Source organism: Streptomyces hoynatensis (assembly GCF_003626535.1).
Taxonomy (GTDB): Bacteria; Actinomycetota; Actinomycetes; order Streptomycetales; family Streptomycetaceae; genus Streptomyces; species Streptomyces hoynatensis.
This window is the reverse complement of record NZ_RBAL01000008.1, coordinates 50389-71956: the sequence shown is the minus strand read 5'-3', so window position 1 is coordinate 71956 and position 21568 is coordinate 50389. Positions and strand designations below refer to the sequence as shown.

General features: G+C 77.2%; 1 protein-coding gene. It reads left to right on the top strand.

Features of this window, described 5'->3' with window-relative positions; translation table 11 throughout:
• Window positions 1-16: 16 nt before the first annotated feature.
• Window positions 17-21568 (top strand): type I polyketide synthase, encoded by a 21552-nt coding sequence (locus tag D7294_RS15710; RefSeq protein WP_120680062.1) that lies wholly within the window; start codon window positions 17-19, stop codon window positions 21566-21568.

Sequence of the window (21568 nt, the reverse complement as noted above, 5' to 3'; positions counted from 1 at the left end):
CGACGGAGAGTTGACCATGAACACGCCCAACGAGAAGGTCATCGAAGCACTCCGTGCGGCGATGAAGGAGGCCGAACGCCTCCGGCGGCAGAACCGGCAGCTGGTCTCCGCCGCCACGGAGCCCGTCGCCGTCATCGGCATGGCCTGCCGCTACCCCGGCGGGGTCGGGTCGCCCGAGGACCTGTGGGACCTGGTCGCCGAGGGGCGGGACGCCATCTCCGGCTTCCCCGCCGACCGCGGCTGGGACAACCAGTCCCTCGCCGAGGCCGACGTCGACGAGCGCGGCAACGCCCTCAGCCTCCAGGGCGGCTTCCTCGACGGGGTGGCCGAGTTCGACCCCGGGTTCTTCGGCATCTCGCCCCGCGAGGCCGTCACCATGGACCCGCAGCAGCGGCTGCTGCTGGAGACCACCTGGGAGGCCATCGAGCGCTCCGGCATCAACCCGCAGACGCTGCGCGGCACCCGCACCGGCGTCTACATGGGCACCAACGGCCAGGACTACAGCCACCTGCTGGTGCGGTCCGTGGCCGACGCCACCGGCGACATCGGCACCGGCATCGCGGCCAGCGCCATGTCGGGCCGGATCTCCTACGAGCTGGGGCTTGAGGGCCCGACGGTCACCGTCGACACGGCCTGTTCCTCCTCCCTGGTCGCCCTGCACCTGGCGGCGAACGCGCTGCGCGCCGGCGAGTGCTCCCTCGCCCTGGTCGGCGGCGTCAACGTGATGGCGACCCCCGGCTCGCTCGTCGAGTTCAGCCGCCAGGGCGGCCTCGCCAGGGACGGCCGGTGCAAGGCGTTCTCCGACAGCGCCGACGGCACCGGCTGGTCCGAGGGCGTCGGCGTCATCGCCCTGGAACGGCTCTCCGACGCCGAGCGCCACGGGCACCGGGTGCTGGCCGTGGTCCGCGGCTCCGCCGTCAACTCCGACGGCGCCTCCAACGGCTTCAGCGCCCCCAACGGCCGCGCCCAGCAGCAGGTCATCCGCCAGGCGCTGGCCCGCGCCGGGCTCAACGCGGCCGACGTGGACGCCGTCGAGGCGCACGGCACCGGCACCAGGCTCGGCGACCCCATCGAGGCCCGCAGCCTGCTGGCCACCTACGGCCAGGACCGCGAACACCCCCTGCTGCTCGGCTCGATCAAGTCCAACATCGGCCACAGCCAGGCCGCCGCCGGGGTCGCCGGCGTCATCAAGATGGTCATGGCCCTGCAACGCGGCCTGGTGCCCAGGACCCTGCACGCCGAGCGGCCCTCCTCCCACGTGGACTGGTCCCAGGGCGCCGTGCGGCTGCTCACCGAGGCGCAGCCCTGGCCGGAGACCGGCCGCCCGCACCGGGCCGGCGTCTCCTCCTTCGGCGTCAGCGGCACCAACGCCCACGTGATCCTGGAGGCCGCGCCCGAGCCCGCGCAGACCGCCGCGCCGGCCGGGTCCGCCGAGCCCGCGGCGGCCCCCGCCGCCGTGCCGTGGGTGCTCACCGCCAGGACCGGGGAGGCGCTGCGCGAGCAGGCCGCCGCCCTGCTCGCCCAGGCCGACCGGCAGCCCGCGCGCCGCCCGCTCGACGTGGCGTACGCGCTGGCCGCCACCCGCGCCACCTTCGACCACCGGCTCGTCCTCGTCGGCGCCGACCACGCCGCGCTGCGCGACGCGCTCGCCGCCTGGGTGTCCGGCGGCGCCGCGCCCGGCGTGGCGCACGGCGTCGCGGGCGGCCGGGTCGGGCTCGGCTTCCTCTTCTCGGGCCAGGGCTCCCAGCGGCTGGGCATGGGCCGCGAACTGTACGCGCGTTTCCCGGCGTTCGCCGAGGCGCTGGACGCCGTCACCGCCGAGCTCGACCGCCACCTGCCGCGGCCGCTGCGCGAGGTGATGTGGGGCGAGCTGCCTGCTGAAGGGACCGAAGGGGCCGAAGGGGCCGCGGGCGCGGACCCCGCCGAGGAGCTCAACCTGACGGGCTGGGCCCAGCCCGCGCTGTTCGCCGTCGAGGTCGCCCTGTTCCGGCTGCTGGAGAGCTGGGGCATCCTCCCCGACTACGTCGCCGGGCACTCGATCGGCGAGATCGCCGCCGCCCACGTGGCCGGCGTCCTCGGCCTCACCGACGCCTGCACCCTGGTGGCCGCCCGCGCCCGCCTGATGCAGGCCCTGCCCCCGGGCGGCGCGATGGCCGCCATCCAGGCCACGGAGAACGAGGTCGCCCCGCTGCTGACCGGCAACGTCTCCATCGCCGCGATCAACGGGCCGCAGTCCGTCGTGGTGGCGGGCGAGGAGGCCGGCGTCCTGGAGATCGTCGGCGCGTTCGAGGACCGCAGCCGCAAGACGGCCTGGCTGCGCGTCTCGCACGCCTTCCACTCCCCGCTGATGGACCCCATGCTGGAGGAGTTCCGCTCCGTCGCCCGGGCGCTCGCCTTCGCCCCGCCCACCCTGCCGGTGATCTCGAACCTGACCGGCGAGCCGGCCACCGCCGAGCAGCTGTGCTCCCCCGAGTACTGGGTGCGGCACGTCCGCGAGCCCGTCCGCTTCGCCGACGGGGTGCGGGCCATGGTCCGCGAGGGCGCGGGCGCCCTCCTCGAACTCGGCCCCGACGGCGCCCTCTCCGGCCTTGCCCAGGAGAACCTGGCGCAGGCGGGACCCGACGAGGACGCGCCCCCGGTGGCCGTCGCCCCCGCGCTGCGCAAGGACCGCGGCGAGGAGGCCGCCCTGCTGGCCGGGCTGGCCACGCTGAACGTCGCGGGCGTGACCGTGGACTGGGCCGCGCTGCTCGCCGGGACCGGCGCCAGGACCGTCGACCTGCCCACCTACGCCTTCCAGCACGAGCGGTTCTGGCCCGCGGTCTCCGTGCGCACCGGCGACATCACCGGCCTCGGCCTCGCCCCGGCCGACCACCCCCTGCTCGGCGCCGCCATGACCGTGGCGGGCTCGGGCGAACTGATCCTCACCGGGCAGCTCTCCCGCGAGACCCACCCCTGGCTGGCCGGCTACGCGGTGCACGGCGTCGTCCTCTTCCCCGCCGCGGGCTTCCTCGAACTGGCCCTGCGGGCCGCCGACCACCTCGGCTGCGAGCAGGTGGCCGAGCTTCGCCTGCTGGAGCCGCTGCCGCTGCCGGAGCGGCAGCCGGTCCAGCTCCAGCTGTGGGTCGGCAGCCCCGACGCCGCGGGGCGCCGCGAGCTGCGCTGCTACTCGCGGCCGGCCGGCGGCCAGGGCGGCGAGTGGACCACGCACGCCACCGGCGTGCTCGCCCCGGAGGCCGCCCCGGCGCCCGCGGCCACCGCGCAGTGGCCGCCGCAGGGCGCCACCGTCGTGGACCTCGAAGGCGCCTACGAGGAACTCGCCGAGGCCGGGCTCGCGCACGGCGAGGAGTTCCAGGGCCTGCGCGCCGTGTGGCGGCGCGAGGGGGAGCTGTTCGCCGAGGTCGCCCTGCCCAAGCAGGTCCAGGACGCCGACGCCTTCGGCGTGCACCCGGCGCTGCTGGACGCCGCCCTGCACGCCGCCGCCTTCCTCGACCCGGCCGCCCTCGGCCTGCCCGAGGAGGCAGAAGCGGCCCTGCTGCCCGCCTCGTTCCGCGGGGTTTCGCTGCACGCCGCCGGCGCCTCCGTGCTCCGCGTCCGGCTGACCGCCCACGAGGGCGCCGTGACCCTGGGCGCGGTGGACGTCGAGGGCGACGCCGTGCTCGGCCTCGGCGCGGTCGCGCTGCGCGGCGCCGCGGACCTTCCGCTGCCCGCCGCCACCGCCAACGACCGCGACGCGCTGCTCAGGCTCGACTGGGTGCCCCGCACCCTGGACCAGCCGGCGCCGCCCGCCCGCTGGGCGCTGCTCGGCGAGGACGCCTTCGGGCTCGGCCTCGAAGCCCTGCAGTCGCCGGCCGCGGAGCCCGCCCCCGAGGTGGTGCTCGTCCCCGTCGTCGGCGACATCGGCCGCGGCCCCGAGGCCGCCCACGAGCTCACCGCCCGCGTGCTCGGCCTGCTGAAGGAGTGGCTGGCCGACGACCGGCTCGCCGCCACCACCCTGCTGTTCGTCACCCGCGGCGCCGTCACCGGCGAGGACGTCGCCGCCGCGGCCGTGTGGGGCCTGGTGCGCTCGGCGCAGAGCGAGAACCCGGGCCGGTTCCTGCTGGTCGACCTCGACGAGGCGGCCGAGTCCGCCGCCCTGCTGCCCAGCCTGCCCCCGCTGCTCGACGCCGGGGAGCACCAGGTCGTGGTCCGCGAGGGCACCGCCCACGTGGCCCGGCTGGCCAGGCGCCCCGCCCAGGAAGCACTGCCGCGCCCCTGGGACCCCCAGGGCACCACGCTGATCACCGGCGGCACCGGCGGCCTCGGCGCCCTCCTCGCCCGCCACCTGGTGACCTCGGGCCGCTCCCGGCACCTGCTGCTGGTCAGCCGCAGCGGCGAGGACGCCCCGGGCGCCCGGGAGCTGCGCGCCGAACTCACCGGCCTGGGCGCCGAGGTCACCCTCGCCGCCTGCGACGTCGCCGACCGGGACGCGCTCGCCGCCGCCCTGGCCCTGGTCCCGGCCGAGCACCCGCTGACCGCCGTGGTGCACGCCGCGGGCGTCCTGGACGACGGCGTCGTCGGCTCCCTGACCCCCGAGCGGCTGTCGACCGTGCTGCGCCCGAAGGCGGACGCCGCCTGGCACCTGCACGAGCTGACCAGGGAACTCGACCTGGCCGCCTTCGTGCTCTACTCCTCGGTCTCCGGCCTCATGGGCGCGCCCGGGCAGGGCAACTACGCGGCGGGCAACAGCTTCCTGGACGCCCTGGCCGCGCACCGCCGCGCCCAGGGCCTGCCGGCGCTCTCCGTGGCCTGGGGCGCCTGGGAGGCGGGGGCCGGCATGACCGGCACCCTCGACGAGGCGGCCCGCGAGCGCATCGCCCGCAACGGCATGCCCCCGCTCACCGCGGAACGCGGCCTGGCCTCCTTCGACGCCGCACTCACCGCGGACGACCCGCTCGTCGTCGCCCTCGGCCCGCTCGGCGGCCGGCGCGGCCCCGGCGGCGCCCCCACGGACGTGCCCGCGATCCTGCGCGGCCTGCTGCGGCCCGGCCGCCGGCTCGCGGCCAGCGGCAGGGGCATGTCCAAGTCCGGCCTGTCCAGGGAGCTTTCCGGCCTGGACGCCCCGGCGCGCCTGCGGCTGCTGACCGACCTGATCCGCGCCGAGGCGGCGGCCGTCCTCGGGCACGCCTCGCCGGACGCCATCGGGGCCTCGCCCGAGTTCCGCCAGCTCGGCTTCGACTCGCTCACCGGCATCGAGCTGCGCAACCGGCTGGCCACCGCCACCGACCTGAAGCTGCCCGCCACCCTCATCTTCGACTACCCGACCCCGCGCGCCCTGGCCGAGCACCTCCTGGGCGAACTCCTCGGCGAGCGCCCGGAGCTGGCCGCGCCGTCCGAGGAACGGCCGCGGGCCGCGGGCCGCGACGAGGACCCGGTCGTGATCGTCGGCATGAGCTGCCGCTTCCCCGGCGGCGTCGAGTCGCCCGAGGACTTCTGGCGGCTGCTCGTCGAGGGCCGCGACGCCATCTCCGGCTTCCCCGAGGACCGCGGCTGGACCCCGGACGACGTCGGCGCGGGCGGCGACCCCAAGGGCGGGTTCCTGCCCGACGTGGCCGCGTTCGACCCGGCGTTCTTCGGGATCTCCCCGCGCGAGGCCAAGGCCATGGACCCGCAGCAGCGGCAGCTCCTGGAGGTGTCCTGGCAGGCCGTCGAGCGCGCCGGAATCGACGCCGCCGCGCTGCGCGGCTCGAAGACCGGCGTGTTCATGGGCACCAACGGGCAGGACTACACGAACCTCGTGCTGCGCGCCAACGAGGACCTCCAGGGGCACGCCAGCACCGGCCTGGCCGCCGCCGCCCTCTCCGGCAGGCTGTCCTACACCTACGGCCTCGAAGGACCCGCCCTCACCGTCGACACCGCCTGCTCCTCCTCCCTGGTGGCCCTGCACCTGGCCGCCCAGTCGCTGCGCAGCGGCGAGAGCGACCTCGCCCTGGTCGGCGGCGTCACCGTGATGAGCACCCCGATGAACTTCGCCGGGTTCACCGCCCAGGGCGGCCTCGCCCCCGACGGCAGGTGCCGGGCGTTCTCCGACGACGCGAACGGCACCGGCTGGTCCGAGGGCGTCGGCGTCCTCGTCGTGGAGCGCCTCTCGGACGCCGAGCGCCACGGGCACCAGGTGCTGGCCGTGGTCCGCGGCTCGGCCGTCAACCAGGACGGCGCGAGCAACGGGCTCACCGCCCCCAACGGCCCCTCCCAGCAGCGGGTCATCCGCGCCGCACTCGCCGACGCGGGACTGGCCCCGGCCGAGGTGGACGCCGTCGAGGCGCACGGCACCGGCACCGTCCTCGGCGACCCGATCGAGGCCCAGGCGCTGCTGGCCACCTACGGCCGCGACCGCGACCCCGCGCGCCCGCTGCTGCTGGGGGCCGTCAAGTCGAACCTCGGCCACACCCAGGCCGCCGCGGGCGTGGCCGGCGTCATCAAGATGGTGCTCGCCCTCAGGCACGGCGTGCTGCCCCGCACCCTGCACGTCACCGCCCCCACCACCCACGTGGACTGGACGGCGGGCGCCGTGGAGCTGGTCACCGCCCCCCGCGAGTGGCCCGAGGCCGACCGCCCGCACCGGGCCGGCGTCTCCTCCTTCGGCCTCAGCGGCACCAACGCGCACATCATCCTGGAGCAGGCCCCGCTGCCGCCCGTGCCGGACGAGGAGCCGCCCGCCGCCCACGCCACGCCCGCCGTGCTGCCCTGGCCGGTGTCGGCGCGGACCACCGAGGGGCTGGACGCCCAGCTGGAGCGGCTGCGGTCCTTCGCCGAGCGGACCGACCACACCCCGGCCGACATCGGCCACTCCCTGGTCACCACCCGCAGCGCCTTCGAGCACCGGGCCGTCCTGCTCGCCGGGGCGGACGGGGTGACCGAGGCGGCCCGCGGCGTGGCGGCCGAGCGGACCCTGGCGGTGCTGTTCTCCGGGCAGGGCGCGCAGCGCCTGGGCATGGGCCGCGAACTGTACGCGCGTTTCCCGGCGTTCGCCCGGGCCTTCGACGCGGTGACCGCCGAGCTGGACCCGCACCTGGAGCGCCCGCTGCGCGAGGTGATCTGGGCCGAGGGCGAGGCCGCCGCCGGCGTCCTGAACCGCACCGGCTGGGCGCAGCCCGCGCTGTTCGCCGTCGAGGTGGCCCTCTACCGGCTGGTGGAGTCCTTCGGCGTGCGGCCCGGCTTCGTCGCCGGGCACTCCATCGGCGAGATCGCCGCCGCCCACGTGGCCGGGGTGTTCTCGCTCGCCGACGCCTGCGCCCTGGTCGCCGCCCGCGGCCGGCTGATGCAGGCGCTGCCCGCCCAGGGGGCGATGGTGGCCGTGGAGGCCACCGAGGAGGAGGTGGCGCCGCTCCTGGCCGGACGCGAGGGCGAGGTGTCCCTCGCGGCCCTCAACGGGCCCACCTCCGTGGTGGTGGCCGGCACCGAGGAGGCGGTGTCCGCCGTGGCGGGCGAGTTCCGGGCGCTGGGCCGCAGGACCAGCCGCCTGGCCGTCTCGCACGCCTTCCACTCGCCGCTGATGGACCCGATGCTGGCGGAGTTCCGGGAGGCCGTCGCCGGCCTCGCCTTCCACGAGCCCCGCATCCCCGTGGTGTCCAACCTCACCGGGCGGCTCGCCGGCCCGCAGGAGCTGTGCTCGCCCGACTACTGGGTCAGGCACGTGCGCGAGCCCGTCAGGTTCGCCGACGGCGTCGCCGCGCTGGCCGAGGCGGGCGTCTCCGTCTTCGTCGAGGCGGGCCCCGGCGGGGTCCTGACGGCCCTGGCCGCCGCGTCCGCGCCCGAGGCCACGTCCGTTGCGGTGCTGCGCAAGGACCGGCCCGAGGAGACGGCCGCGGTCACCGCGCTCGCCGCGCTGCACGTGGCGGGCGTCGAGGTGGACTGGTCCGGCTGCTTCGCCGGGACCGGGGCGCGGCGGATCGACCTGCCGACGTACGCCTTCGCCCGCGAGCGGTACTGGCCCACCGTGGTCCCCGGGGCCCGCGCCGGGGACGTCACCGGCGTCGGCCTGCTGCCCGCCCAGCACCCGCTGCTCGCCGGGGTGCTGACGGTCGCCGGCTCCGACGAGACCGTGCTGACCGGCTGGCTCTCCACGGCCTCCCACCCCTGGCTGGCCGACCACGTGGTGGGCGGCGCGGTGTTCTTCCCCGGCACCGGCTTCCTCGACCTGGCCATCCGCGCCGGCGACCTCGCCGGCTGCGACCGGGTGGACTCCCTCACGCTGCTGGTGCCGCTGGTCTTCGGCGACCAGGGCGGCGTCGCCGTCCAGGTGCGGGTCGGCGAGGCGGACGAGGCGGGCCGCCGCCCGATCGGCGTCTACTCCCAGCCGGCCGGCGCCCCCGGCCGGGACTGGACCCTGCACGCCGAGGGCGTGCTGTCGGCCGCCGCCACCAAGGCCGCCCCCTTCGACACCGCGCAGTGGCCGCCGCGGGACGCCGAGCCCGCCGAGGTCGAGGGGCTCTACCCGCGGCTGGCCGCGGAGAGCGCCCTCACCTACGGGCCCGTCTTCCAGGGGCTGCGGGCCGTGTGGCGGCGGGGCGAGGAGGTGTTCGCCGAGGTCGAGCTGCCGGAACAGGTCGAGGACGCCGCGCTGTTCGGGCTGCACCCGGCGCTGCTCGACGCCGCGCTGCACGCCATCGGCTTCATCGAGGAGGGCGGGCGCGGCCTGCCCTTCGAGTGGCAGGGCGCCACCCTGCACGCCACCGGCGCCTCGGTGCTGCGGGTCAGGCTGGCCCCCACCGGGGCCGACTCGGTGTCGGTGACCGCCGTCGACGTGGCGGGCGCCCCGGTGATCACGGTCGAGTCCCTGACCCTGCGCGCCCCCTCGGCCGAGCCCGCGCCCGCCCCCGCGAGCACCGCGCACGACTCGCTCTTCCTCGTCGACTGGACCCCCGTCACGCCGGAGGCCGAGCCGGACAACGGCGCGGCGGCCACCCACTGGACCGTCCTGGGCGCCGACCCCTTCGGCCTGCCCGCCTCCCTGGCCGCCCCCGCGCCCGCCGGGGCGGCCACCCCGGGCGAGGCGCTGGGCGAGGAGCCGCGGGGCGGCCTGATCGTGCCCGTCACCGGCGACCTCGACGGCGGCCCGGCCGCCGTGCACGCCCTGACCGCGCGCGTCCTGGCCCAGGTGCAGGAGCTGATCGGCGAACCGCGGCTGGCCGGGGTGCCCGTCGTCTTCCTCACCGGCGGCGCGGTCGCCGCGGGCGAGGAGCCCGTGACCGACCCCGCCGCGGCCGCCGCCTGGGGCCTGGTGCGCTCCGCCCAGGCCGAGAACCCCGGCCGGTTCCTGCTGGCCGACCTCGACGAGACCGCCGCCTCCCGCGAGGCGCTGCGCCACCTGCCCGCCCTGCTGGAAGCGGGCGAGACCCAGGTGCTGCTGCGCGAGGGCGCCGTGCTCGCCGCCCGGCTCGCCCGGCTCACCGGCTCCACCGCGAGTTCCGCGCTGCTGCCGCCGCAGGGCGTGCCCTGGCGGCTGGGCACCTCCCGCAAGGGCAGCCTGGACGACCTGGTCCTGGCGCCCGCCCCCGAGCTCCTCGAACCTCTCACCGGGCGGCAGGTCGCCCTGTCGATCCGCGCGGCCGGCCTCAACTTCCGCGACGTCCTCAACGCGCTCGGCATGTACCCGGGCGAGGCGGGCGCGTTCGGCGCCGAGGCCGCGGGCGTTGTCGTCGCCACCGGCCCTGAGGCCACCCTGCTGCGCCCGGGCGACCGGGTGACCGGCATGGTGTTCGGCGGCTTCGGCCCGCGCGGCGTCGCGGACGAGCGGATGCTGGTGCGGATGCCGGAGGACTGGTCGTTCGAGACCGCGGCCTCCGTGCCGCTGGTGTTCCTGACCGCCTACTACGCGCTGGTGGACCTCGCCGGGCTGCGCCCCGGCGAGAAGATCCTCGTGCACGCGGGCGCCGGCGGCGTCGGCATGGCCGCCGTCCAGCTCGCCAGGCACCTGGGCGCCGAGGTGTTCGCCACCGCGAGCGAGGGCAAGTGGGACACGCTGCGCGCCCTCGGGGTCGCCGAGGACCACATCGCCTCCTCCCGCACCGCCGACTTCGAGGCGGCGTTCCGCGAGACCACCGGCGGCGCCCCGCTCGACGTGGTGCTGAACGCGCTCACCGGGGAACTGGTCGACGCCTCGCTGCGGCTGCTGGGCGAGGGCGGCAGGTTCCTCGAAATGGGCAAGACCGACGTCCGCGACCCGGCGAGCCTGCCCGGCATCGCCTACCAGGCGTTCGACCTCGGCCTCGTGCCCCCCGACCGCATCCTGGAGATGCAGACGGAGCTCCTGGCCCTCTTCGAGCGGGGCGCGCTGAGCCCGCTGCCCGTCCGCACCTGGGACGTGCGCCGCGCCAGGGACGCCTTCCGGTTCATGAGCCGCGCCCAGCACATCGGCAAGATCGTGCTGAGCGTGCCCGCCGGCTGGGACCCGGAGGGCACGGTCCTCATCACCGGCGGCACCGGAGGGCTCGGCGCCGCGCTGGCCCGCCACCTGGTCACCGCGAACGGCGTGCGGCACCTGCTGCTGCTCAGCCGCCGTGGCGAACAGGCCCCCGGCGCCCGGGAGTTGCGCGAGGAGCTGACCGGGCTCGGCGCCCGGGTCACCCTCGCGGCCTGCGAGGCCGCCGACCGCGAGGCGCTGGCCGCGCAGCTCGCCGCCATCCCGCCGGAGCACCCGCTGACCGCGGTGGTGCACGCGGCAGGCGTGCTTGACGACGGCGTCGTCACCGCCCTGACGCCCGAGCGGCTCGCCACCGTGCTGCGCCCCAAGGTGGACGCGGCCTGGCACCTGCACGAGCTGACCCGGGACGCCGGCCTTGCCGCCTTCGTGCTCTACTCCTCGGTCTCCGGCGTCATGGGCACCGCCGGGCAGGGCAACTACGCGGCGGCCAACAGCTTCCTCGACGCGCTCGCCGCCCACCGCCGCTCCCTCGGCCTGCCCGGCGTCTCCCTCGCCTGGGGCGCCTGGGCCGGCACCGGCATGACCAGCGCCCTCGACGAGGCCGCCCTGGAGCGGATGGCGCGCTCCGGCACGCCCGCCCTGACCGTGGAGCAGGGCCTGGCGCTGTTCGACGCGGCGCTCACCGTGGACGAGCCGCTGATCGTTCCCACCAGCATCGTCACCGCCCCGGCCGGCGCCGGCGCCCCCGCGGCCTTCGTCGGCACCATCCCGCCGATCCTGCGCGGCCTGATGCAGACCGGGCGGCGCACCGCGGCGGCCGGCGGCCGGGGCACCGGCGCGCTGCGGCGCCTGGACGCGCTGGCCCCCGCCGACCGGGCCAAGGCCCTGCTGGACCTGGTGCGTTCCGAGGTCGCCGCCGTGCTCGGCCACGCCTCGCCCGACACCGTGGACACCGAACGCGACTTCCGCCAGCTCGGCTTCGACTCGCTGACCGCGGTCGAGCTGCGCAACCGCCTGGGCACCGCCACCGGCCTGACCCTGCCCGCCACCCTCGTCTTCGACTACCCGACCCCGCGCGTCCTCACCGACCACCTGATCGACGAACTCTTCGGAGAAGAGAGCGAGTTCGCCGAGGCGGGGGTGGCGGACACCGTCGCGCGGGTGGCCGAAGAGCCCATCGTGATCGTCGGCATGAGCTGCCGCTTCCCCGGCGGCGTCAACTCGCCCGAGGACCTGTGGCGGCTGCTGGTGGAGGGCGGCGACGCCGTCGGCGCCTTCCCCGCCGACCGCGGCTGGGACCTCGGCGGACTCGCCGCGGGCGGCCCCGGCAGCAGCGTCACCGGGCAGGGCGGATTCCTGGAGGGCGCCGCCGACTTCGACCCGGCGTTCTTCGGCATCTCGCCCCGCGAGGCCGTCTCCATGGACCCCCAGCAGCGGCTGCTCCTCGAAACGACCTGGGAGGCCATCGAACGGGCCGGGATCGACCCGCAGTCCCTGCGCGGCAGCAGAACCGGCGTCTACGTCGGCACCAGCGGCCAGGACTACTCGCAGGTCGTCCTCGGCTCCGTCGAAAGCATGGAGGGCTACTCCGGCACCGGCACCCTCGCCAGCGTCATCTCCGGGCGCCTGTCCTACACCTTCGGCCTGGAGGGCCCGGCCGTCACCGTGGACACCGCCTGCTCCTCCTCCCTGGTGGCCCTCCACCTGGCGGCCCAGGCGCTGCGCGGCGGCGAGTGCTCGCTCGCGCTGGCCAGCGGCGCCACCGTGATGTCCACGCCCGGCCTGTTCATGGAGTTCACCCAGCAGGGCGGCCTGGCAGGCGACGGCCGCTGCAAGGCCTTCGCCGACAGCGCGGACGGCACCGCCTGGTCCGAGGGCGTGGGCGTGCTGGTCGTCGAGCGGCTCTCCGACGCCCGGCGCAACGGCCACCCCGTGCTGGCCGTGGTCCGCGGCTCGGCGATCAACCAGGACGGCGCGAGCAACGGGCTCACCGCCCCCAACGGGCCCTCCCAGCAGCGGGTCATCCGCCAGGCGCTGGCCGGGGCGGGCCTCAAGCCCTCCGAGGTGGACGCCGTCGAGGGCCACGGCACCGGCACCACGCTCGGCGACCCCATCGAGGCCCAGGCCCTGCTCGCCACCTACGGGAAGAACCGGACCGAGCCGCTGTGGCTCGGCTCGGTCAAGTCGAACCTCGGGCACGCCCAGGCCGCCGCCGGCGTCGCCGGGGTGATCAAGATGGTGCTCGCGCTGCAACGCGGCGTGCTGCCCAGGACCCTCCACATCACCAGGCCCTCCACCCACGTGGACTGGGAGTCGGGCAACGTCGCCCTGCTCACCGCGCCCCGCGAGTGGCCCGAGGTGGACCGGCCGCGGCGGGCCGGCGTCTCCTCCTTCGGCATCAGCGGCACCAACGCCCACGTCATCCTGGAGCAGGCCCCGCTGCCCGAGCCGGTCCCCGAGCCGGAGGCGGTCGCCGAGCCCTCCGTGGTGCCCTGGCTGGTGTCCGCCAAGTCGGAGGCCGCGCTCGACGCCCAGGTGCGGCGGCTGCGTTCCTTCGCCGCCGTCCGCCCCGAGCTGAGCCCGGCCGACATCGGCCTGTCCCTGGTGACGGCCCGTTCGGCCTTCGAGCACCGGGCGGTGCTCCTGGCCCCCGCCGGGGGCACGGGCGACATCGTCGAGGCGGGCCGCGGCCTGGCCCGCCCCCGCTCGCTCGCGGTCCTCTTCTCCGGGCAGGGCTCGCAGCGCCTGGGCATGGGCCGCGAACTCTACGTCCGCTTCCCGGTCTTCGCGGAGGCCCTGGACGCGGTGCTCGCCCACCTCGACCCGGGCGTGCGCGGCGTGATGTGGGCCGCGGACGACGCCGGGGAAGAGCACGGGCCGAACGCAGCCGCGCTGAACGAGACCGGCGCCGCGCAGCCCGCGCTGTTCGCCGTCGAGGTGGCCCTGTACCGGCTGATCGAGTCCTGGGGCGTGCGGCCCGGGTTCGTGGCCGGGCACTCCATCGGCGAGGTCGCGGCGGCGCACGTGGCCGGCGTGCTCTCGCTCGCCGACGCCTGCACCCTGGTCGCCGCCCGCGCCCGCCTCATGCAGGCCCTGCCGGCCGGCGGCGCCATGGCCGCGGTGCAGGCCACCGAGGAGGAGGTGCTGCCGCTGCTGCCCGCGGACGTGGCGGTGGCGGCGGTCAACGGCCCCGGCTCCGTGGTGCTCTCCGGCGCCGGGGACGCGGTGCGCGCCCTGGCCGCGGCGTTCGCGGAACAGGGCCGCAAGACCACCCTGCTCCCCGTCTCGCACGCCTTCCACTCGCCGCTGATGGACCCGATGCTGGAGGAGTTCCGGGCCGTCGTCGAGGGCCTGACCTTCGCCGAGCCCCGGCTGCCCGTCGTGTCGAACCTGACCGGGCGGATCGCCGGCCAGGGCGAGTTGCGCGCGCCCGAGTACTGGGTGCGGCACGTGCGGCAGCCCGTCAGGTTCGCCGAGGGCATCGCCGCGCTGACCGAGGCGGGCGCCACCGCCTTCCTCGAGGTCGGCCCCGGCGGGGTGCTGTCCGGGCTGGCCCGGGCCTGCCTGCCGCCCGAGACCCCGGTGATCCCCGCGCTGCGCAAGGACCGGCCCGAGGAGGCCGCGGTGGTGACCGCCCTGGGCGGCCTGTACGCCGCGGGGGTCGACGCCGAGCCGGCGCGGCTGTTCGACGGGACCGGGGCCCGGCGGGTGGACCTGCCCACCTACGCCTTCCAGCACGAGCGGTTCTGGGTGGAGTCCGGCTCCTTCGCCGGCGCCGCCGCCCCGGCCGCCGGGCAGGACGCCGTGGACAGCGCCTTCTGGGAGGCCGTCGAGCGGGAGGACCTGGAGTCCCTGGCGGCCACCCTCGAACTCGACCGCGACACCATGTCCGCCGTGGTGCCCGCGCTCTCCGCCTGGCGGGTGCGCCGCCAGGCCCAGTCCACCGTCGAGTCCTGGCTGTACCGGGAGGACTGGCAGCCGCTGGCCACCGACTCGGCGGCCGCCGCGGTGCAGGGGACCTGGCTGGTGGTGGTGCCCGCCGGGGCCGCGGACGCCCCCTGGGTGTCCGCCGTCGTGGAGTCGCTGGGCACAGACATTGTTCGGATGGACGTTCGGATGGACGTCCGGATGGACGTGCAGATGGACGGTGTGGCGGGCGGCCGGGAGGCGCTCGCCGGGCGCCTGGCCGAGCTGGGCGGCTCCCGCTTCGCCGGGGTGCTCTCCCTGCTCGGCGCGGAGGAGTCGGAGGACCCCGGGCACCGCCGCACCGGCCCGGCCGCCACCCTCGTCCTCCTCCAGGCCCTGGGCGACGCCGGGGTGCTGGCCCCGGTGTGGGCGGTGACCAGGGGCGCCGTCTCGGTCGGCACCGGCGACGCCGTGGCCCACCCCTGGCAGGCCGGCGTCTGGGGCCTCGGCCGGGTGGCCGCGCTCGAACTGCCCGCGCGCTGGGGCGGGTTGATCGACCTGCCGCCGGATGTCGACTCCCGCGTGACGCGGCGGCTGCCGGGGCTGCTCGCGGGCGGCACCGACGAGGACCAGGTGGCGGTGCGGCCCTTCGGGGCGTTCGGCCGCCGCGTGATCCCCGCTCCGGCCGCCGCGGGCGCCGCCGGGTGGGAGCCCACGGGCACCGTGCTGATCACCGGCGGCACCGGCGCGCTCGGCGCCCACGTGGCGCGCGACCTGGCCGCGCGCGGGGCGCGGCGGCTGCTGCTGCTGAGCCGCCGCGGCCCCCACGCGCCCGGCGTGCGGGAGCTGCGCGCGGAGCTGACCGGGCTCGGCGCCGAGGTCGACGTCCTCGCCTGCGACGTCTCCGACCGCGAGGCGCTGGCCGCGGCGCTGGCCGGGATACCCGAGGACGCCCCGCTGACGGCCGTGGTGCACACCGCGGGCGTGGTGGACGACGGCGTCCTCGAAGGGCTTTCCCCCGAGCGGCTCGCCGGGGTCTTCGCCGCCAAGGTCGACGGCGCCTTCGCGCTCGACGAGCTGACCCGCGGCCTCGGCCTGTCGGCCTTCGTCCTCTTCTCCTCCGTCTCCGGCGCCCTCGGCAACCCGGGCCAGGCCAACTACGCCGCGGCCAACGCGGTGCTCGACGCGCTCGCCCAGCGGCGCCGCGCCCAGGGGCTGGCCGCCACCTCGATCGCCTGGGGCGCCTGGGCCGGGGCGGGCATGGCCGACCGGGACGGCCTCGGCGACGCCGCCAGGCGGGCCGGCGCCACCGGCCTGGACCCGGAGCTCGCCCTCACGGCCATGCGGCAGCTCCTCGCCGTGCCGGCCGCCGCCGCGGTCGTCGCCGACCTCGGGCACGGCCAGATGCTGCGCGGCCTGCTGAGCATGCGGCCGACCGCCACGCTGAGCGAACTGCCCGCGGCCCGGCCCCTCCTGGAGGAGGTGCGGGCGGCGCGCCGCGAGGCCGAGTCCGCCGCCTCCGACCTCCACCGCAGCCTGCGCGGCCTGACCGGCGCCGCCCGGGTCGAGCCGATCCTCGACCTGGTGCGCACCCACGCCGCCCAGGTGCTCGGCCACCCGGGCAAGGAGGCGGTGGCCGTGGACAAGGCGTTCCGCGACCTCGGCTTCGACTCCCTCACCGCGATCGAGCTGCGCAACCAGCTGGCCGCGCTGACCGGGCTCACCCTGCCCGCCAGCCTCGTCTTCGACTACCCGACGCCGCAGGCGGTGGCCGAGCACCTGCTGGACGAGATGTTCGGCGCCCAGGCCGCGCAGGCCGCCCCGGCCGAGCCGGAGGAGGCCGCGCGGGCCGCGGACGAGCCCGTGGTCGTCGTCGGCATCGGCTGCCGCTTCCCCGGCGGCGTCGCCTCGCCCGAGGACCTGTGGCGGCTGCTGGTGAACGGCGAGGACGCCATCGGCGACTTCCCCGCCGACCGCGGCTGGGAGCTGACGGCGCCCGGCGGCGCGGCCGGCACCGAGAGCGTCACCGGGCAGGGCGGATTCCTCGACGGCGTGGCCGAGTTCGACCCCGGGTTCTTCGGGATCTCGCCGCGCGAGGCCCTGGCGATGGACCCGCAGCAGCGGCTGCTCCTGGAGGTGTCCTGGGAGGCCGTGGAGCGGGCCGGGATCGACCCGCAGTCCCTGCGCGGCAGCAGGACCGGCGTCTACGTCGGCACCAACGGGCAGGACTACCAGCACCTGGTGATGCGCGCGCAGGACGACCTGGAGGGCCACGCCGGCACCGGCCTGGCCGCCAGCGTCATCTCCGGGCGGCTGTCCTACACCTTCGGCCTGGAGGGCCCGGCCGTCACCGTGGACACCGCCTGCTCCTCCTCCCTGGTGGCGCTGCACTTCGCCGCCCAGGCCCTGCGCAACGGCGAGTGCTCGCTCGCCCTGGTCGGCGGCGTCACCGTGATGTCCACCCCCTCCAGCTTCGGCGGCTTCTCCCGCCAGGGCGGCCTGGCAGGCGACGGCCGCTGCAAGGCGTTCTCCGACGACGCGGACGGCACCGGCTGGTCCGAGGGCGTGGGCGTGCTGGTCGTCGAGCGGCTCTCCGACGCCCGGCGCAACGGGCACACCGTGCTGGCCGTGGTCCGCGGCTCGGCGATCAACCAGGACGGCGCGAGCAACGGGCTCACCGCCCCCAACGGGCCCTCCCAGCAGCGGGTCATCCGCCAGGCGCTGGCCGGGGCGGGCCTCAAGCCCTCCGAGGTGGACGCGGTGGAGGCGCACGGCACCGGCACCACGCTCGGCGACCCCATCGAGGCGCAGGCGCTGCTGGCCACCTACGGGCGCGACCGCGCCGAGGACCGGCCGCTGCTGCTCGGCGCGATCAAGTCGAACCTGGGCCACACCCAGGCCGCCGCGGGCGTGGCGGGCGTCATCAAGATGATCCTCGCCCTGCGGCACGGCCTGCTGCCGCGCACCCTGCACGTCAGCGCGCCCAGCTCGCACGTGGACTGGTCCTCGGGGGCCGTCGAACTGCTCACCGAGGCCCGCGAGTGGCCCGAGGTGCACCGGCCGAGGCGGGCCGGCGTGTCCTCCTTCGGCATCAGCGGCACCAACGCCCACGTCATCCTCGAAGAGGCCCCGCCGAGCGAGCTGTCCGGGCCGCGCCCCACCCGCGTCGAGCCCGCCGCCGTGCCCTGGCCGGTGTCGGCGCGGACCGAGGCGGCCCTGGCCGGGCAGGTCGAGCGGCTGCGGGCCACCGTCGCCGGGGCGGCGGCCACGGACATCGGCTACTCGCTGGTGACCTCGCGTTCCGTGTTCGAGCACCGCGCGGTGCTGCTGTCCACGGCGGAGGGCCTGACCGAGGTCGCCCGCGGCGAGGCGGCGCCGCGTTCCCTCGCGGTGCTGTTCACCGGGCAGGGCGCGCAGCGCCTGGGCATGGGCCGGGAGCTGTACGCGCGCTTCCCCGCCTTCGCCGACGCCCTCGACCTCGTCCTCGCCGAACTCGACCCGCGGGTGCGGGAGGTGATGTGGGCCGCGGCCGACGAGGCCGGGGCCCACGCGGCGGCGCTCGACCGCACCGAGTTCGCCCAGCCGGCGCTGTTCGCGGTGGAGGTGGCGCTGTTCCGGCTGGTGGAGTCCTGGGGCGTGCGGCCCGAGTTCGTCGCCGGGCACTCCATCGGCGAGCTGGCCGCCGCCCACGTGGCGGGCGTGCTGACGCTGCCGGACGCCTGCGCCCTGGTGAGCGCCCGGGCCCGGCTGATGCAGGCGCTGCCCGAGGGCGGCGCGATGATCGCCGTCCAGGCCACCGAGGCCGAGGTGGCGCCGCTGCTGGCCGGCCGCGAGCACGAGGTGGCCATCGCCGCCGTCAACGGGCCGGAGGCCGTCGTGGTCTCCGGGGCGGAGGACGCGGCGGTCGCGATCGCGACCGCCCTGGCCGCCAAGGGCCGCAAGACTAGGCGTTTGTCGGTCTCGCATGCGTTTCACTCGCCGTCGATGGAACCGATGCTGGACGACTTCCGCGCCGTGGCGGCCGGCCTCTCCTTCGCCCCGCCGCGCCTGCGGCTCGTGTCCAACCTGACCGGGCGCCTGGCCACCCAGGAGGAGCTCGGCGACCCCGAGTACTGGGTGCGGCACGTGCGGGAGGCGGTGCGCTTCGGCGACGGGCTGCGGGCCCTGACCGAGGCGGGGGCCTCGGCCTTCCTGGAACTCGGCCCGGACGGCGTGCTGTCGGCGCTGGCCGGCGAGGCCGCGCCCGAGGCGGTGACCGCCGCGGCGCTGCGCGCGGACCGCGGCGAGGAGACCGCGCTCGTGACGGCGCTGGCCAGGCTGCACGTGGCCGGGGTCGCCGTGGACTGGGAGCCGCTGTTCGCCCAGACCGGCGCGCGGCGCGTCGACCTGCCCACCTACGCCTTCCAGCACGAGTCCTTCTGGCCCACCCTCGCCCCCGGCGGCGGCGGCGACGTCGGCGACCTGGGCATGGTCGCGGCCGGGCACCCGCTGATCGGCGCCGCGATGCCGGTGGCCGGCTCCGACGGGCTGGTCTTCACCGGCACCCTGTCCCTGGCCACCCACCCCTGGCTGGGCGAACGCCGCGTGGACGGCGCGGCCGTGCTGCCCGCGGCGGCCCTCGCCGAGATCGCGGTCCGGGCCGCCGACCAGGTCGGCTGCGACCGGGTGGCCGCCCTGGACCTGGCCGCCCCGCTGGTCCTGCCCGCGACGGGGGCCGTGGCCTGCCAGATCTGGGTGGGCGCCCAGGACGAGTCCGGCCACCGCCCGCTGACCTGCTACTCCAGGCCGGCCCACGCCGCCGGCGACGAGGAGTGGGTCACGCACGCCACCGGCCTGCTCGCCACGGGCGAGAGCCGGCCCGAGTTCACGGCCACGACCTGGCCGCCCGAGGGCGCCGAGCCGGTCGGCCTGGACGGCTGGTACGCCGACCTGGAGGCCGCCGGGCACCACTGCGGCCCGCTCTTCCAGGGGCTGCGCGCCGCCTGGCAGTCGGGCGAGGACACCTACCTGGAGGTGGCGCTGCCCGAGAGCGCCTCGGACGCCGCCGCCTTCGGGCTGCACCCCGCGCTGCTCGACGCCGCGGCCTCGGCCGTGGAACTGGCCGGGGTGGACGGGCTCACCGGCGGCCTCCTGCCCGCCGCGTGGCGCGGCCTGTGCCTGCACGCCTCGGGCGCCGCGGTGCTGCGGGTGCGGCTGCGGCGCACCGGCCGGGACGCGGTGTCCCTCGCCGCCGTCGACGAGGACGGCGCCCCGGTGCTCTCCGTCGACTCCCTCGCCCTGCGGGCCCCCGAGGCCCGCGCCGCGGGCGGCCGGGCGCGGCAGGAGTCCCTGCTGCGCGTCGAATGGCTTCCGGCCCCCGAACTCGCCCCCGCCCCACAGGAGTTCAGGTGGGCGGTGCTCGGTGGCGACCCCGAGGGGCTCGGGGCGGCCCTCGCCGCGGCCGGCTGCGCCACGGCCGCCGCCGGCAGCCTGGCCGAGACCCTCGGCGAGGGCGGCACGGCGCCCGACGTCGTGCTCGTGCCGGTGCCAGGCGCCGCCCGGGGCGAGGTGCCGGGGCGGGTGCGCGAGACCACGGCCGCCGCCCTCGGCGTGCTGCGGGACTGGCTGGCGGACGGCAGGTTCGCCAGGACCCGGCTGCTGTTCGTCACCAGGAACGCCACGGTGGCCGCCGAGGGCGACGCCGCCGCGCTCGACCTGGCCGCCGCCCCCGTATGGGGCCTGGTCCGCTCCGCCCAGTCCGAGAACCCGGGCAGCTTCCTGCTCGCCGACCTCGACGGCAGCCCGGCCTCCACCGCCCTGCTGCCCGCCCTGCCCGCGCTCCTGGACGCCGACGAGACGCAGGTCGCGGTGCGCGGGGGCAAGGCCACCGTCGCGCGCCTGGCCCGGGTGCCGCAGGAGCCGGCCACGCCGCGCCCCTGGGACCCGGAGGGCACCGTCCTGATCACCGGCGGCACCGGCGGCCTCGGCGCCGAGCTGGCCAGGCACCTGGCCGGCGAGCGCGGGGCGCGGCACCTGCTGCTCGCCTCCCGCCGCGGCCCCGACGCCCCCGGCGCCCTGGAACTGCGCGCGGAGCTGGCCGCGCACGGGGCCGAGGTCACCGTCGCCGCCTGCGACCTCGCCGACCGGCAGGCGGTCGAAGCGCTGCTGGCCGGCATCCCGGCCGCGCACCCGCTGACCGCCGTGGTGCACACCGCGGGCGTCCTGGACGACGGCGTCGTCGGCTCGCTGACGCCCGAGCGCCTCGACACCGTGATGCGGCCCAAGGTGGACGCCGCCTGGCACCTGCACGAGGCCACCAGGGACGCGGATCTTGCCGCGTTCGTGCTGTACTCCTCCGTCTCCGGCCTGATGGGCAGCGCGGGCCAGGGCAACTACGCGGCGGCGAACGTGTTCCTCGACGCCCTCGCCCAGCACCGCGCCGCCGCCGGACTGCCCGCCGTGTCCCTGGCCTGGGGCGCGTGGAGCCGGGTCGGCGGCGCGGAGGGCGGCATGACCAGCGGCCTGGACGCGGGCGCGGCCCAGCGGATGGCCCGCTCGGTGCTGCCGCCGCTGTCCGTGGAACAGGGCATGGCGCTGTTCGACGCGGCGGGGGAGCGCGGGGAGGCGCTGCTCGCCCCGGTGCTCGTCAACGCGGGCAACGCCCGCTCCGACGCCCCGGTGGCGCCCGTGCTGCGCGGCCTGGTGCGCCAGGCGCGGCGCGCGGCGGCCGGCCGCGGCGGCTCGGGCGCCGGGCTGCTGCAGCGGCTCGGCGGGCTGCGGGAGGCGGAGCGCACCCGGTTCCTGGTGGACCTGGTCCGCACCCACGCCGCCGCCGTACTCGGGCACGCCTCGGGCGAGGCGGTGGCCGCCGACCGCGAGTTCAGGCAGCTCGGCTTCGACTCCCTGACCGCGGTCGAACTGCGCAACAGCCTCGCCGCCGCCACCGGCGTCAGGCTCCCGGCCACCCTGGTGTTCGACCACCCGACCCCGCTGGCCGTCGCCGACTTCCTCCTCGGGGAACTGTTCGGCGCGGCGGACGAGCCCGAGGGCCCGTCCGTGCTGGCCGAACTCGACCGCCTGGAGGCGGCGCTGGCGGCGAGCGAGCAGGACGAGGCGTCCCGGGCCGGCGTCGCCCTCAGGCTGCGGCAGCTCCTCGCGCGCCTCGGCCAGGCGGGCACGACCACAGGCGAGGCCCCCGTGAAGGAACGGCTCCACTCGGCGAGCCTCGACGAGGTCATGGACTTCATCGACAACCAACTCGGCCGAGGCACGGACAACTGA

Coding starts and splice junctions, on each gene's coding strand:
- D7294_RS15710 (WP_120680062.1), top strand. CDS start 17: ATGAACACGCCCAACGAGAAGGTCATCGAAGCACTCCGTGCGGCGATG.